General features: G+C 71.1%; 12 protein-coding genes. 7 read left to right on the top strand and 5 right to left on the bottom strand.

The window, feature by feature from the left end; translation table 11 throughout:
* The first annotated feature begins 15 nt into the window (after positions 1-15).
* Entirely contained in the window at positions 16-885 is an 870-nt protein-coding gene (locus ABFX50_RS38165) for a bile acid:sodium symporter family protein (RefSeq protein ID WP_346153538.1), read from the top strand.
* Here the strand turns inward: ABFX50_RS38165 and ABFX50_RS38160 are convergent.
* Positions 845-2,053, bottom strand: coding sequence for a PucR family transcriptional regulator (locus tag ABFX50_RS38160; RefSeq protein WP_346153537.1), 1,209 nt, complete (start codon positions 2,051-2,053; stop codon positions 845-847). The two genes, ABFX50_RS38165 and ABFX50_RS38160, sit on opposite strands and share 41 nt — an antisense overlap.
* A 140-nt stretch (positions 2,054-2,193) precedes the next feature.
* On the opposite strand from ABFX50_RS38160, the gene ABFX50_RS38155 reads away from it, so the two are divergent.
* Positions 2,194-3,399, top strand: coding sequence for an MFS transporter (locus tag ABFX50_RS38155; RefSeq protein ID WP_346153535.1), 1,206 nt, complete (start codon positions 2,194-2,196; stop codon positions 3,397-3,399).
* 42 nt (positions 3,400-3,441) lie between these two features.
* Here the strand turns inward: ABFX50_RS38155 and ABFX50_RS38150 are convergent, their stop codons facing one another.
* Positions 3,442-4,095 (bottom strand): class I SAM-dependent methyltransferase, encoded by a 654-nt coding sequence (locus ABFX50_RS38150; RefSeq protein ID WP_346153533.1) that lies wholly within the window; start codon positions 4,093-4,095, stop codon positions 3,442-3,444.
* Positions 4,096-4,206: 111 nt separating this feature from the next.
* On the opposite strand from ABFX50_RS38150, the gene ABFX50_RS38145 reads away from it, so the two are divergent.
* The 3 genes from ABFX50_RS38145 (at position 4,207) to ABFX50_RS38135 (ending at position 8,883) form a co-directional block, all read left to right on the top strand.
* On the top strand, positions 4,207-4,764 hold the full coding sequence (locus ABFX50_RS38145) for a TetR/AcrR family transcriptional regulator (protein ID WP_346153531.1): 558 nt from the start codon (positions 4,207-4,209) through the stop codon (positions 4,762-4,764).
* Positions 4,765-4,914: 150 nt separating this feature from the next.
* The gene (locus tag ABFX50_RS38140) at positions 4,915-7,380 is read left to right on the top strand and encodes a 3-keto-alpha-glucoside-1,2-lyase-like domain-containing protein (protein WP_346153529.1); all 2,466 of its coding nucleotides are present in this window, start codon (positions 4,915-4,917) and stop codon (positions 7,378-7,380) included.
* Between the two features lie 147 nt (positions 7,381-7,527).
* Entirely contained in the window at positions 7,528-8,883 is a 1,356-nt protein-coding gene (locus tag ABFX50_RS38135; RefSeq protein WP_346153528.1) for an FAD-binding oxidoreductase, read from the top strand.
* 46 nt (positions 8,884-8,929) lie between these two features.
* On the opposite strand, the gene pdxR is transcribed toward ABFX50_RS38135, so the two are convergent.
* The gene (gene pdxR / locus ABFX50_RS38130) at positions 8,930-10,369 is read right to left on the bottom strand and encodes a MocR-like pyridoxine biosynthesis transcription factor PdxR (RefSeq protein ID WP_346153526.1); all 1,440 of its coding nucleotides are present in this window, start codon (positions 10,367-10,369) and stop codon (positions 8,930-8,932) included.
* A 151-nt stretch (positions 10,370-10,520) separates the two neighbouring features.
* Here pdxR and ABFX50_RS38125 point away from each other — a divergent pair, with 151 nt between their 5' ends.
* Positions 10,521-11,117: a dihydrofolate reductase family protein gene (locus ABFX50_RS38125; protein WP_346153524.1), complete on the top strand. Its 597-nt coding sequence runs from the start codon at positions 10,521-10,523 to the stop codon at positions 11,115-11,117.
* The gene (locus ABFX50_RS38120) at positions 11,110-11,679 is read left to right on the top strand and encodes an SET domain-containing protein (protein WP_346153522.1); all 570 of its coding nucleotides are present in this window, start codon (positions 11,110-11,112) and stop codon (positions 11,677-11,679) included. Before ABFX50_RS38125 ends, ABFX50_RS38120 begins: the two co-directional genes overlap by 8 nt.
* A gap of 197 nt (positions 11,680-11,876) precedes the next feature.
* On the opposite strand, the gene ABFX50_RS38115 is transcribed toward ABFX50_RS38120, so the two are convergent.
* Positions 11,877-12,971 (bottom strand): M20 family metallopeptidase, encoded by a 1,095-nt coding sequence (locus ABFX50_RS38115; RefSeq protein WP_346153520.1) that lies wholly within the window; start codon positions 12,969-12,971, stop codon positions 11,877-11,879.
* Between the two features lie 175 nt (positions 12,972-13,146).
* Positions 13,147-13,830, bottom strand: a complete 684-nt coding sequence (locus ABFX50_RS38110; protein ID WP_346153518.1) for a TioE family transcriptional regulator — start codon at positions 13,828-13,830, stop codon at positions 13,147-13,149.
* Positions 13,831-13,889: the final 59 nt, after the last annotated feature.

The following is a 13,889-nucleotide window of genomic DNA, read 5'->3' as shown; positions in this document are numbered from 1 at the left end:
CGACAGGAACCCCCCATGAGCCTTGCCGCTGTCCTGCTGCCCATCGCCCTGGCCGTCATCATGTTCGGTCTCGGGCTCGGGCTGGCGCCCGCCGACTTCCGCCGCGTGCTGCAGTACCCGAAGGCCAGCGTCATCGCGCTGGCCTGCCAGGTGCTCGTGCTGCCGGCCGTGTGCCTCGCGCTGGTCCTGCTGTTCGGGCTGCCGCCGGTGCTGGCCGTCGGCATGATGCTGCTGGCCGCCTCGCCCGGCGGCACCACCGCCAATCTCTACAGCCATCTGTTCGGCGGGGACGTGGCGCTCAACGTGACGCTCACCGCGATCAACTCCGTGCTGGCCGTCTTCACGCTGCCGCTGATCACCAACCTGTCGATCGGCTTCTTCGGCGCCGAGGCGGGCACGCTCGGGCTGCAGTTCGACAAGAGCGTGCAGGTGTTCGCGATCGTCCTGGTGCCCGTGGCGATCGGCATGCTGGCCAGGGCGAGGTTCACCGCCTTCGCCGAGCGCATGCACACCCCCGTGAAGATCACCTCGGCGGTGATCCTGGCGCTGGTGATCGTCGCCTCGGTGCTCCAGGAGCTCGACAACATCGGCGGCTACATCCGCGACGTCGGCCTGATCACGCTGCTGTTCAGCGTCATCAGCCTCGCCGTCGGCTACTGGGCGCCCAGGCTGGCGCGGGTCGGCAGGCGTCAGGCGATCGCCTCCTGCATGGAGATCGGCATCCACAACGCGACGCTGTCCATCACCGTGGCGGCGGGTCTGCTCGCCAACACGCAGATGGCCATCCCCTCGGCCACCTACGGCGTGCTCATGTTCTTCACCGCCGCGGTCGCGGGCTTCCTGCTCAGGGCGAGGAAGGAGGAGCCGGTCGCGGCCGGTTCATGACGCGGCGCGCGGCCAGCGCCGCGCCGATGCTCTGCAGCTGCGCGGGGTCCACGGGGTCGAGTCCGGTCAGCGCGACGGCCCTGCGCAGCCGGTAGTCGACGGTGTTGGGGTGCACGTGCAGCCGCTCGGCCGTCCGTCGCCTGTCCAGGCCCGTCTCCAGGTAGACGGTGAGCGTCCGGAGCAGGTCGGGGTTGTCGGTGAGCGGGTCGAGCAGCCTGGCCAGGCCGCTCACCGCCTCGCTCGGCCTGGTCAGCTGATACTCCAGCAGCACGTCGGCCAGCCGGTAGAGGCCAGGCGGATGGTGGAACAGGTGCACCACGTCGAGCACCTCCTGGGTCAGCCTGGCCGCCGCCGCCACCCCCTCGGGCGGCGCGACCTCGCCCGCGGCGCGCACCTGCACACCAGCCGCCTCGCAGATCGCCGCCACCAGCGCGCCCGCCGAGTCCCACGCGAGCTCGGGCACGAGGATCAGCCCACCGGTGAGGTCGAGCAGCGACAGCACCGGCTCGGCGGAGAACCTCTGCGTCGCCTCGCGCACGCGGTGCAGCCTGCGCCGCGCGGCGGTCGTGGCAGAACGCTCGTCCGGGTGGGCGCCCAGAGTCACCGACAGCACCAGGTAACGGGTCGCCAGCCTGATCCCGGTGGTGGCCTGCGGTTCGCCGCTGAGCAGGGCGGAGATGGCGGCGTGTCTGGCGTGCTGCTCCTGCCGTAGGAGGCTCTCGCGTTCGTGCCGGTAGGCCGCGCAGACGGCGGCGGTGACGGCCTCGGTGTAGCCGAGCATCAGCCGTCCGGCCGTCAGAGCGTCGGCCAGGTCCTCGGGGGCGGCCCCGGCCAGCACGTGGTCCCAGATCCGGCCCGCGCCCCGATGGTAGGCGGCCAGGATCGCCTCGAGCGGCACCCCGTCCTGCGCTCTGCGGACGGCCGAGGCGCGCAGCGGCGCCAGCTCGGCCGTCGTCGGCGCCCGCCGCTCACGCAGCAGCCTGGCCACCAGGCGCAGGTTCAGCTCGGTGATCTGGACGATGTCGCTCGTGAGCTCCTCGTCGGGTAACTGCCTGTAGAAGGGGATCTCGGCGACGAAGCCGCGGACCAGCTCGCGGGCGAGCCTGCCCGCCTGCCCGTCCAGGATCTCGTGCACGGCGCGCCCCGCCAGGCGCAGTGGTTCGGGCATCGGCCGGCTCCCAGGTGTCACGACGACACCCCAGAATGCCCTTTCTGTCGCGATCGGGACAGCCGTCTCCGTCCTCCCGCTGACGGTGAGGTCTCAATCCCGCCAGCGCCCCACGGTCCTGAACCGCTGAAGTGGAGCACGTGTCCACTTCAACCTCAACCACTGCCGGGGACGTCTCCGCCGCGCGCTCGCCGCTGATCGGCTGGCTGGCCGTCGTCTCGGTGATGCTGGGAATCTTCTCGATCGTCACCGCGGAGATCCTGCCGATCGGCCTGCTGACCTCCATCGGCTCCGACTTCGAGATCTCCGACGGGGCGGCGGGGCTGATGATGACGATGCCGGGCATCCTGGCCGCGGTCGCCGCCCCCGCCGTCACCGTCGCGACGGGACGGCTCGACAGGCGCTTCATGCTGTGCGCCCTGATGCTCCTGCTCGCCGTCGCCGACTTCCTGGCCGCCGCCGCCACCTCCTATGGGGTCATGGTGGTGTCCAGGGTGCTGGTCGGACTGGTCATCGGCGGGTTCTGGTCGATCGGCGCGGGCCTGGCCGCCCGCCTGGTGCGACCCGCGCACGCCGGCACCGCGACCGCGGTGATCTTCTCGGCGGTCCCCCTGGGCTCCGTGCTCGGCGTGCCTGCGGGCACTCTCGTCGGGCACCTGGCGGGCTGGCGGGCGACCTTCGTCATCATGGGGGTGCTGACCGTCGCGATCCTCGTGGCGCTGGCCGTCCTGCTCCCGCCGCTGCCGGCCGAACACGTGACCAGGCTGAGCGTCCTGACCGGACTGCTGCGCGACAGCGGCGTGCGGGCGGGGCTGGTGCTGACCTTCCTGGTCGTGCTGGCCCACTTCGGCACCTACACCTATGTGACCCCCTTCCTGCAGCAGGTCACAGGCGCCGGCCCCGGCGTGGTCACGGCCTTCCTGCTGGTGTACGGCGTCGCCGGTATCGCGGGCAACTTCGTCGCGGGGGCCACGGCGAGGCGTGCGCTCGGGGCGACGTTCGCCGTGAGCGGCGGCCTGATCGCCTGCGCGACCCTGCTGCTGCCCCTGCTCGGGACCAGCCACCTGGGCGCGCTGGCACTGCTGGTGGTGTGGGGCCTGGCCTACGGCGCGGTGCCCGTCTGCTCGCAGACCTGGTTCGCGGCCTCGGCGCCGCACGCGACGGAGGCGGCCACCATCGTGTTCACCTCCTCCTTCCAGGCGACCATCGCCGCCGGCGCCCTGCTCGGGGGTGTGGTGGTCGACGCCGCCTCCCCTTCGGCGGTCATGACGTTCGGCGGCGCGGTCGCCGTCCTCATGGCGCTGTGCGCCTGGGCTGCTGCCCGGCCACGTCGCGAAGGGATCTGACAGGAGTCGGGCGCTCCCCCGTCGACCTGATCGTCACGCCGGTCAGGTCGAGGGCCGCAAGGCCCGGACGTAGGAGAGCATGACCGGCAGGTCGCCCTCGTCCTGGACGTGGAATCCGGCGGCCGGGATCAGGTCGCCGAGCAGGTCGTGCGGGCTGTGCCGCATCGCAGGGCCCGACACCATGCCGACGAGCTGGGCGAGCAGGTGGTTGGTGGGCGGGCGGAACTCGGCGATCAGCAGACGTCCGCCCGGCCGCAGCACCCGGAACATCTCCCGCAGGGCGGCACCGCGTTCGGCGGCCGGGATGTGGTGGACGGCCAGGCTGGAGACCACCACGTCGAAGCCCGCGTCGGGCAGGTCGAGCGCTTGGCCCTCGCCCACCTGGTAGGAGCAGTTGCCCGGGGCGCGACGACGAGCGTGTTCGACCATGGGCGCCGACGCGTCGACGCCCGTCACCCGGCCGGCCGGACTGACGATGGGGGCCAGGATGCGGGTCAGGTAGCCGGTGCCGCAGCCGACGTCGAGCACCCGGTCGCCCGGACGGACCCCGGACAGCGCGGCCAGCCGGGTGAAGATCTCACGCCGCCGCCCCAGGAAGCCGATCTCCGCGGCGAGTTCGTAAGCGCGTGGGTGATCGATCGTCCCGCCGACATCGGCGTGCTCAGCGTGATCGTGCAGCAGCTTGCCCAGTCCCATGGATCTCTCCTCTCGAACAACCTGTTCGGTAATGCATGATGTGTTCGTTACGGTGGCGGGGTCAACAATCACTTCCGGCCGGCTGTGCGGTACCGAACAGGGGGTGGCGAAGTGCCCGGAAACCTCGACAGGCGGGTGCGGCGGACCCGGCAGGCGATCCAGCGCGCGCTGGTGGAGCTCATCTTGGAGAAGGGATATGAGGCGGTCACCGTCACCGACCTCATCGACCGCGCCGACGTCGGCCGCTCCACCTTTTACGCGCACTTCGACGGCAAGCAGGCGGTGCTGTTCTCCAACCTGTCGGAGATCACCTTCCTGCACCCGCCCATCAGCGCCGACGGCCCGCTGTTCGCCTTCAGCCTGGCGATGTTCGAGCACGTGCTCGAGCAGCGCGACCTGGTGCGGGCGCTGCTCGGGCGGCGCAGCGGCCGGGTGGTGATGGCCCACGGCGAACAGCTGCTGCAGGACCTCATCCGCGACGAACTGCTCGCCCGGGGCGCGCGCCGCTCGACATCGCTGGAGCTGGTGGTGACCTGCGTCGTCGGGGCGTTCATGGCCCTGCTGTCACGGTGGGTGGATGAGGAGCTCACCGCCACCCCCGCCGAACTGGACGCGGCCTTCCACGCGGCGGTGGGGCCCGGGGTGCGGGCGATGCTGGCCCAGGCGTGACCGCTGGCACCCGCCTGGCCGTCGGCGGCTGCCCGGCCCATGAGCGGCCCGAGTCGCTGATTACCGGCTGTGCTACTTTGGTCACACAAAGTGTCGATATGCGTCTGATGCTGCGGATTCGTTGCGGGGCGCTAACGAAAGGCGCCGCCCATGACGACGCAGATGGAAGAGACCGATTTCTCACGTGATGTCCTCGGACGGTACGTGTGCAACACCCTGGCCGAGGCGATGGCCAGCACAGACAGTCAGGCGACGCCGGGCGCTCGCCCCTTCGATGTCGTCGTCATCGGGGGCGGCAGCTTCGGCGCCGTGGTGGCCGCGCACATGTTCAACGTCGACGTCTCGCGAACACACCGGATCCTCGTGCTCGAGGGTGGACCGTTCATGCTTCCCGAGCACGTCCAGAACCTCCCGATGCTGGGTCTGAAGGACCCCGACCCGACGAGCATCGCCGCGCTCCGTCAAGCCGGGCAGGCGCACGTGCCACGCAACGAGGTGTGGGGACTGGCCTGGCACTCGCCGGTGCCGTTCCCGGGGCTGGCCTACTGCTTGGGCGGCCGGTCGCTGTACTGGGGCGGCTGGGCGCCCCGGCCGCTGCCCGAGGAGCTGTCACCCACGGTGTGGCCGAAGGCTGCGGTGGATGACCTGCAGGACGGCCAGCTCGATACGGCCGGTCGGCAGATCGGTGTCGACCAGACCAACGACTTCATCTTCGGCCCGCTGCACAACGCCCTGCGGGAGCGCCTCTACGAGGCGGTGAGCCGGCATCTCGTACCCGGGGCGATGGACTTGACGACGCTCCCCCACCATCCGGCCTTGCGCGACGAGCACTCCTCGCTGTCACAACTGGCTCGGCTGCTGGGCATGAACCCTGAGGTCGCGGATGAGCACGACGTGCGGGAACTGGCGGATCAGCTGAAGCTGGAGGCCCCTCTGGCCGTACAGGCCAGCACCCGGCCCGGGTTCTTCCCGAACAACAAGTTCAGCGCAGGACCGCTACTGGTACAGGCCGCCCGTACCGCCTGGGCCGACTCGGGCGGGAACGACGCCGACAAGCGGCTGATGATCGTCCCTCGATGCCACGTGCTGCGCCTGGACACACGCGGCAGCGAAGTCACCGGCGTGCAGACCAGCCAGGGTTATGTGCCGCTGCCGCCCGGCGGAGCGGTCGTCATCGCGCTGGGCACCATCGAAAGCACCCGGCTGGCGCTACACGCCTTCGACGCCCTGCCGGAGACCGGCCCGATCGGCAGCGGGCTGATGGCGCACCTGCGCTCCAACCTCACCATCCGGATCCCACGGGAGGCGCTGGGCCACATCACCGAACACGAACTCATGGCCGCGGCCCTGTTCCTCAAGGGACACGCGGTGGATGACAGCGGGCGCGAACGCTTCTTCCACCTGCAGATCACCGCCGCCGGCCTCGGCTCCCGAAGTGCGGATTCCGAGGCGGAGCTGTTCAAGAAGCTGCCCGACATCGATCTGTTCGACCGGTTCCAAACGGCCAGTGACACACACGTGGTCATCACCTTGCGCGGGATCGGCGAGATGGATCCCGACAACCCCGCCAGCCAGATCCGGCTGGATCCCGAACTCGACGAGTACGGAATCCCCCGCGCGCTCGTGCACCTGTCGGCCAGCCAGGCCGACGAGCAACTGTGGAACGAGATGGACGCCTGCGCCGACGCCGCCGCCCTGGCCTTCGCCAACGGGTCACCGTTCGAGGTCCTCGACGGCACGACGTTCCACCCGGTGGCGGCCGGGCAGGCTCCCTCCGAGGTGGTGCCGTTCATCCGCCGCCGCAATAAGCTGGGCACCACCCATCATGAGGGCGGGACCCTTCGTCTCGGCGACGACCCGGCCGGCTCCGTCACCACCGCGGACTGCCGCCTGCACGGGGTGGACAACGCGTACGTGGCGGGCCCGGCGCTGTTCCCGCGGCTGGGCTCGCCCAACCCGATGCTCACCGGCGTCGCGCTCGCCCGCCGGCTGGCCGAACATCTCACTCCCACCCGCCGCTTCGTCGCCAGCGACAACCACGAGGTGCTGTTCGACGGCACCGACATGAGCGCCTGGCGGATGGCCGGCGCCGGTCGATTCCAGATCGTGGACGGCGCGCTGCAGTCCATCCCCGGTGACGGCCTCGGCCTGCTGTGGTGCACCCGCCCCACCCCGACCGACTTCTCCTTGCGGTTGCAGTACCGCCTGACGCGCCCCGACGACAACTCGGGGGTGTACATCCGCTTCCCCGATCCCACCCGCAAGGGCTACGACAACACCGCCTGGGTGGCGGACGACTTCGGCTTCGAGATCCAGATCGATGATCTAGCCCGGACCGACGGCGCCGACATCCACCGCACCGGCGCCATCTACGGCGTCGAAGGCCAGACCTACACGGCGGCACCGGCAAGGCCACCCGGCAAGTGGAACGACTACGAGATCCGCGTCCGCGGCCAGGACTACACCGTGATCCTCAACGGCCGGCAGGTCACCACCTTCGCCAACACCGATCCTGACCGCGGCCTGCCGACCACCCTTGACGCGCCCGCCTACCTCGGCCTGCAGGCCCATACCGGGCGCGTCTGCTTCCGCAACATACGGATCAGCGTCATCTGACCGCCGTTCCGTGATCAACGCCGGCGGGCCGCTCGATCGCGGCCCCCCGGCGGACCCGCGCCTCGGAGTGGTAGGCCGAATTGGTCCTCATTCGGCCTACGGGATCGGACCCTATCGAGGGTACCGATTCCTGTCAGGCTGAGAGGCATGACAACGACAGCGACTCGCTTCGACGGCCGGCTCCTCACGCCTGGCGACGCCGGCTACGACACCGCCCGTACTGTCTGGAACGCCATGATCGACCGGCGGCCACGCGTGATCGTCCGCGCGGCGGGCGTCGCCGACGTGGTCGCCGCCGTGCGGATGGGCCGGGAACTGGACCTGGAGATCGGCGTGCGCTGCGGCGGCCACAACGTCGCAGGCTTCGCCGTACCTGACGGGGGTCTCATGATCGACCTGACGCCCATGGGCGGCGTGCGGATCGACCCTGCCCGTCGCCGGGCCCGGGTGCAGGGCGGCGCGCTGCTCGGCGCGCTGGACCGGGCCTCCCAGGCCTACGGCCTGGCCACCACCGCCGGCAACGTCTCGCACACCGGCGTCGGCGGGCTCACGCTCGGCGGCGGCATGGGCTGGCTGGCCCGCCAGTACGGCCTGGCCTGCGACAACGTCGTCTCCTACACGATGGTCACCGCCGAGGGGGACGTGGTGACCGCGAGCCGCGACCACAACCCCGACCTGTTCTGGGGCCTGCGCGGCGGTGGCGGCAACTTCGGCATCGTCACCGAGTTCGAGTTCCAGTTGCATCACACCGGCACGCGGACGCTGGTCGCCGAGTTCGACTTCCGCGCCGAGGACGCCGTCCCGGTCATCGAGGGCTGGCGCGACCTGAACGCCGTCGCGCCCCGGCATGCGACGTTCACCGCCAGCGTCACCAGTGGCCCCACCGGCCCGATCGCCACGCTGGGGTTCGTGTGGGTCGGCGACCCGGCCGAGGGCAGCCGGCTGCTCCCTGCGATGCGGGCGCTCGGGCGTCCGATCGCGTCGCGCGTCACCACCCCGTCGTACCTCGAACTTCAGCGACGCGAGGACTCCACCGGCGCTCACGCCTACCGCCGCTATTCCCAGGGGCACTACCTGCGGCGATTCCCCGCCGCGGCGATCGAGGCGTTCCTGCTGCGCGGCGGCGCCGACCTGAGCGCGAGCCCGCACCTGCCGGGCGTCGGCCTGCAGGCGCACGGCGGCGCGATCGCCGATGTCCCTGAAGCAGACGCGGCGTTCAGCCACCGCGGCACGATGTTCGAGTTCGGTGCCGGCTCTCGCTGGAGCGACCCGGCCGAGGACGATGCCAGGATGGGCGCCGCCCGGGCCGCCGGTGCGTCGCTCGAGCCGTACGCGAGTGGGGTGTACGTCAACTCGCTGACGGCCGACGAACTGGCCGATGGGCAGCGCGGCCTGCGGCGGGCGTACTCGGACGCGAAGCTGGCCCGGCTGACCGCGGTGAAGACCGCGTACGACCCGGCCAACGTGTTCCACCTGAACCAGAACATCCGCCCGGCACACTGATGCGCAGGTCCTGGATGCGCGCCACCGGCCGAGCACCTGCGCGGGATCAGGATCCCCGTACCTCCTGGACGGCCGCCGCCAGCAGCGCGACCCCCTCGGCGATGGCGCTCTCGCCGAGGATGGCGTAGCCGAAGATGAGGCCGCCAGGTCCGGTGCCGGCGATCCGGTACGGGCCGAGGCCGTGGATGCCGAGCCCGTGCCGGGCGGCGGCCGTCACCACCGCCGCCTCGTCGAGGTCGGGCGGGAGCCAGGCGACCACGTGCTGCCCGGCGGCGATCCCGGCCGGTTGCAGATCGGGCAGGTGAGCGCGCAGGGCGTCCAGCAGCGCGTCGCGGCGGCGGCGGTACACCGGACGCATCCGGCGCAGGTGGCGGTCGAACTCGCCGCGCGTGAGGAAGTCGGCGAACGTCAGCTGGTCGATGACCGGCGAACCGCGGTCGGCGAGCACCTTCGCCGCGGCGACGTCGGCGACCAGGTGGGAAGGCACGACCAGCCAGCCGAGCCGCAGCCCCGGCGCGAGCGTCTTGCTGGCCGTACCGCAGTAGACGACCTGATCGGGCGCCAGGCCCTGCATGGCGCCCACCGGCGACCGGTCGTAGCGGTACTCCGCGTCGTAATCGTCCTCGACCACGAGCGCGCCGCGGTCCTTCGCCCAGCCGATCACCTCGGCCCTCGCCGCGGCCGACAGCACTCCACCGGTGGGCCACTGGTGCGACGGCGTGAGCACGACCGCATCGGCGTCGGCCCGATGCAGCGCATCGACCTGCACGCCGTCCGGACCCGCCGGGATGCCGACCACGTCCAGACCGGCGGCGGCGGCCAGCACCCGGGCGTCGTCGTTGGATGACGGGTCTTCCAGGGCGATCCGCCTGGCGCCGTGCCGGACGAGCACCTGGATCAGCAGCGCGATGCCCTGCCCGTAGCCGCTGCAGATCACCACGTTGCCCGGGACGGACGATGTGCCGCGCACCCGGTTGAGGTAGTCGCACAGGGCCACGTGCAGCTCCGGCACGCCACGCCCGTCGAGGTAGGCGAACCGGTCGTTGGGCGTGGTGGTGAGCACGCTGCGAACCGAGCGCAGCCAGGCGGCCCGCGGGAACTGCGACACGTCGGTGCGCCCGTACCCGAAGTCGACCCTGAAGCCGGGCGCGCGCGCGGCCGGCTGCGCCGTCGAAGCCGCGGAGCCCGCGCCGTCGGCGGCCGGCGGCATCGACGCGGCCACCTGGGTGTAGCCCCCCGATCGGCTGGCGAGGTAGCCCTCGGCGACGAGCTGCTGGTAGGCCTCCACGACCACCCCGCGGGAGACCCCGAGACCGGCGGCGAGGGTGCGGCTGGGCGGCAGCGACGCGCCCGCTCGCAGCCGTCCGGCCCGGATGCCGGCGCGGATGGACGCCTCGATCTGCCGGTGCAGCGGCACCCCGGCCTCGCGGTTCAGCTCGATGAGCAGGTCCTCGGCCAGGCCCGAATTGGTCCTCGATCGGCCCACAGGATCGGACCCTATCGGCATGTACCGATCCCTGCCAGGCTGAGTGACCTCCCGGCCCGGGCACGGAGACCGGCACCGTAGCCGAGCGACAGGCAGAGCCCTCTTCTTTCGGCGACGTCACAAACCGCAGGCAGGTAGCAGGAGGCGACGAATGAACGACACCGAGCCGCAGACCGCAGGCGGGAAGGTGCTCTGGCATTTCACGATGTCACTGGACGGCTTCGTGGCAGGGCCGAACCACGAGATGGACTGGATGACCACCGGGATGTCAGCCCGTCCTGGCCTGATCGACGAGTACGTCCAGACCACGGGCGCCGTGCTGGGAGGCCGAGACGGCTGGGACGTCTCCGGTGACAGCCGCCCGTACGGCGGCGCCTGGAAAGGACCGATCTTCGTGCTCACCCACCACCCCGAGGACGCGGCGCCCGCCGACGACGTCACGTTCCTGAACTGCGGCCCGGCCGAGGCGGTGCGGATCGGGCTGGCGGCGGCCGGCGGCAAGAACCTGGAAGTGTTCTCACCCTCCATCGGCCGTCAGCTTCTCGAACGGGGACTGATCGACGAGATCGACCTGCACATCGCACCGGTCCTGCTCGGCGACGGCATCCGGCTCTACGACAACCCCGGCGGTGAGCCGATCCGCCTGCACCGCGTCGGCGAAGGCGCCCCCACGGCCGTCGTGAACGTACGGTACCGGCCCAACCCGCTCACCGGCGGGTCCCCGTCGGACGTGAAGGACGGTGCGTGAGGCCATGAGCGGGACATACGAGGCTGACTGCTGGCTCAGCCCGAGCGCTCGGCCCCAGCACTCCCCGATCCACGGCACCGGCCTGTTCGCCATCAAGCAGATCTGCCAGGACGAGGTCGTGATGCGGCTCGGCGGACGCGTCATCACCGATGAGATTCTGGCCCGCCTCACACCGCCCTACAGCAGCCTCACCGTCGCCGAAGGCATCCACCTGCTTCTCGATCCGGCTCACCCGGTGCGCTACGGCAACCACTCCTGCGACCCCACACTCTGGCACCGCGACGCGGCAACGGTGATCGCACGACGCGATGTCGATCCAGGAGAGGAGCTCACCATCGACTACGCCACGCACACCGGCGTCGAAGCGTGGTCGATGGCCTGCCGTTGTGACACGCCTTTGTGCCGTGGCGTCGTCACAGGCAACGACTGGCGACTGTCACGCCTGCAGGACACCTACGGCACCCACTGGAGCCCGCCCCTGCTCGAACGCATCAAAGCCGCCGCCGTTGACCGCTCATCACCGATCACCGGGGCCTCTACGCTCAGTGACCAACCGGAGTGACAGAGACGGGACTCGAGATCACTCGATGACGGCCTCATGCGAGGCGACCGTCACGGGCGAGCGGTCATACGAGACCGTACAGGGGTCGGCAGGAGCCTCGTGCTCACGCGTCGATCGTGATGCCGAACCCCGCTTCGACGATCTTGAAGAGGAGGTCCCAGCTCTTCGCCTCGGTGTTGGTGTGGAAGGCGATGGTGTCAGCCCGCGCGGACGTCGTCGATCAGGGCGGCCAGCAGGGCGGCGCGCTCGGCCATGGCGGAGATCACGATGTACTCGCCCTCGGCATGGGCGTGGTCTCCCACCGCGCCCATGCCGTCCAGGGTGGGCACGCCGACGCCGGCGGTGAAGTTGCCGTCGGAGCCGCCGCCGACCGCGACGCCCCGCAGCTCGGGCAGGCCGAGCTGACGTGCCAGCCGTACGGCCCTGGCGAACAGCTCCGCGGAGCTGGAGCTCTCCAGCGGCGGCCGGTTCGGCCCGCCCTTCACCTCGACCGACGCCCCGGGAAGGTGCGCTCGCAGGGCGGCGAAGGCCGCGTCCACCCGCGTCTGCTCGGCGACGGTCTCGGCCCTGACATCCACGGTGAACCCGGCGTGGGCGGGCACGGTGTTCGTGGTCGTCCCGCCGCTGAGCACCGTCGGAGTGACCGTGGTGCCGTCCCGCTCGAACGCCTGGACGGCGAGGATCTGGTGGGCCAGCTCCACCGCGGCGTTGACCCCCTTGTGCGGCTCCAGCCCCGCGTGGGCGGCTCTTCCTCCGACGATCACCTCGTAGAGCGAGACGCCCTTACGCTGGACCTTCAGCGCGCCGTCCGCGCTGGCCTCCAGGACGAACGCCGCCCTGGCGCCGCGGGCCTGCTCCTCGATCCAGGCGCGCGAGGTCGGCGAGCCCAGCTCCTCGTCGGTGGTCACCAGCAGCGTGACGCCGTCCAGGTCGGTCAGCGTGGACACCGCGTGCAGCGCCTGGACGAGCCCCGCCTTCATGTCGAAGCTGCCGGGCCCGGTGGCCAGATCGCCGTCGACCTCGAACGGCCAGCGGTCGAGCGTGCCGAGCGGCCACACCGTGTCCAGATGCCCGACCAGCAGCACCGTGGTCCTGCCGCCGAACCGCCACAGCAGATGCGGCCTGTCCTGCCTGCTCACCACCTCGGGCCGCCGCCCCGTGATGCGCCAGGCGATCTCGGTCAGGACGTCGGCGCAGCGCATCGTGGCCTTGACGTCATGCGAAGGCGACTCGCAGGTGACGAGCCTTTCCAGGTCGCGGACCATCTGGCGGACATCGAGAGACGTGCTCACGGGGCGTTCTCCTTCACAACGGCACTGTCGCCTCGGATTGTGCTGGGCGAGAGCCCCGCGCCGCTTCGTCGCATGGACCGAAAGAGCGGCGGTTGGTAGGGCCGTGCGCACGGAAGGAGCGCCGGCCGGGCGTGAAGACGGTGGTCACCTTGCCTGTGGTGGACGTGGCTCGGCCTCAGGGCTGGCGGGCGCAGAGGTACGCGTCCAGGTCGGCGGCGCCCTTGAGCATGGCGCGGCCCCGGGCGGACAGGCGGGCCTGCCAGTCGTGCAGGGTCGACTCCAGCGGGGCGACGCCTCCGGCGGAGCGGACCTGAGCGATCAGCGGGGCGATCTGCTCCAGCAGGTAGCCGCCCCGCCTGAGCTGGTGGACCAGCCGGACGTCGCGGACGTCGGCCGCGCCGTAGACCCGGTAGCCCGTCTGCGGATCGCGGCTTGGCCGGACCAGCCCGGCGTTCTCCCATTTGCGCAGGGTGGCAGGGCGGATGCCGAGCCTCCTGGCCAGGGGGCCGATGAAGGTGTCGCCGCGCTCCTGCGGCACGGGCGCCAGATCGCGGAGCGCGGCTTCGACGGCCTGCAGGGTGCGGCGGTCGTCGAGGAGCTGGCCGTGGCTCTCGTCGATGAGCCGCAGCGCGTCCTCGGTGGCGCCCCGGTTGACCGCCTGCATGATCGACGTGGCCGTCTGGTGACCGTGCCCGGGCACTAGGGCGAGGAAGGCGCGCAGGGCGTGCGCGTGCAGCGGCGTATAGGTGCGGTAGCCGTGGACGGTGCGTTCGGCCGCGGGCAGGATGCCGGCGTCCTCGTAGTTCCTGATCGCCTGAGTGGACAGGCCGTGCTCGCGCGCCAGGTCCACCGGCCTCATGAGTGCATCCCCGATTGACGGTTCATCGTGACGATCGCTGGGTTTACCGGAAAAAGTTT

The organism is Nonomuraea recticatena, assembly GCF_039533245.1.
Lineage (GTDB): Bacteria > Actinomycetota > Actinomycetes > Streptosporangiales > Streptosporangiaceae > Nonomuraea > Nonomuraea roseola.
This window is presented reverse-complemented; position numbering and strand designations above follow the sequence as displayed.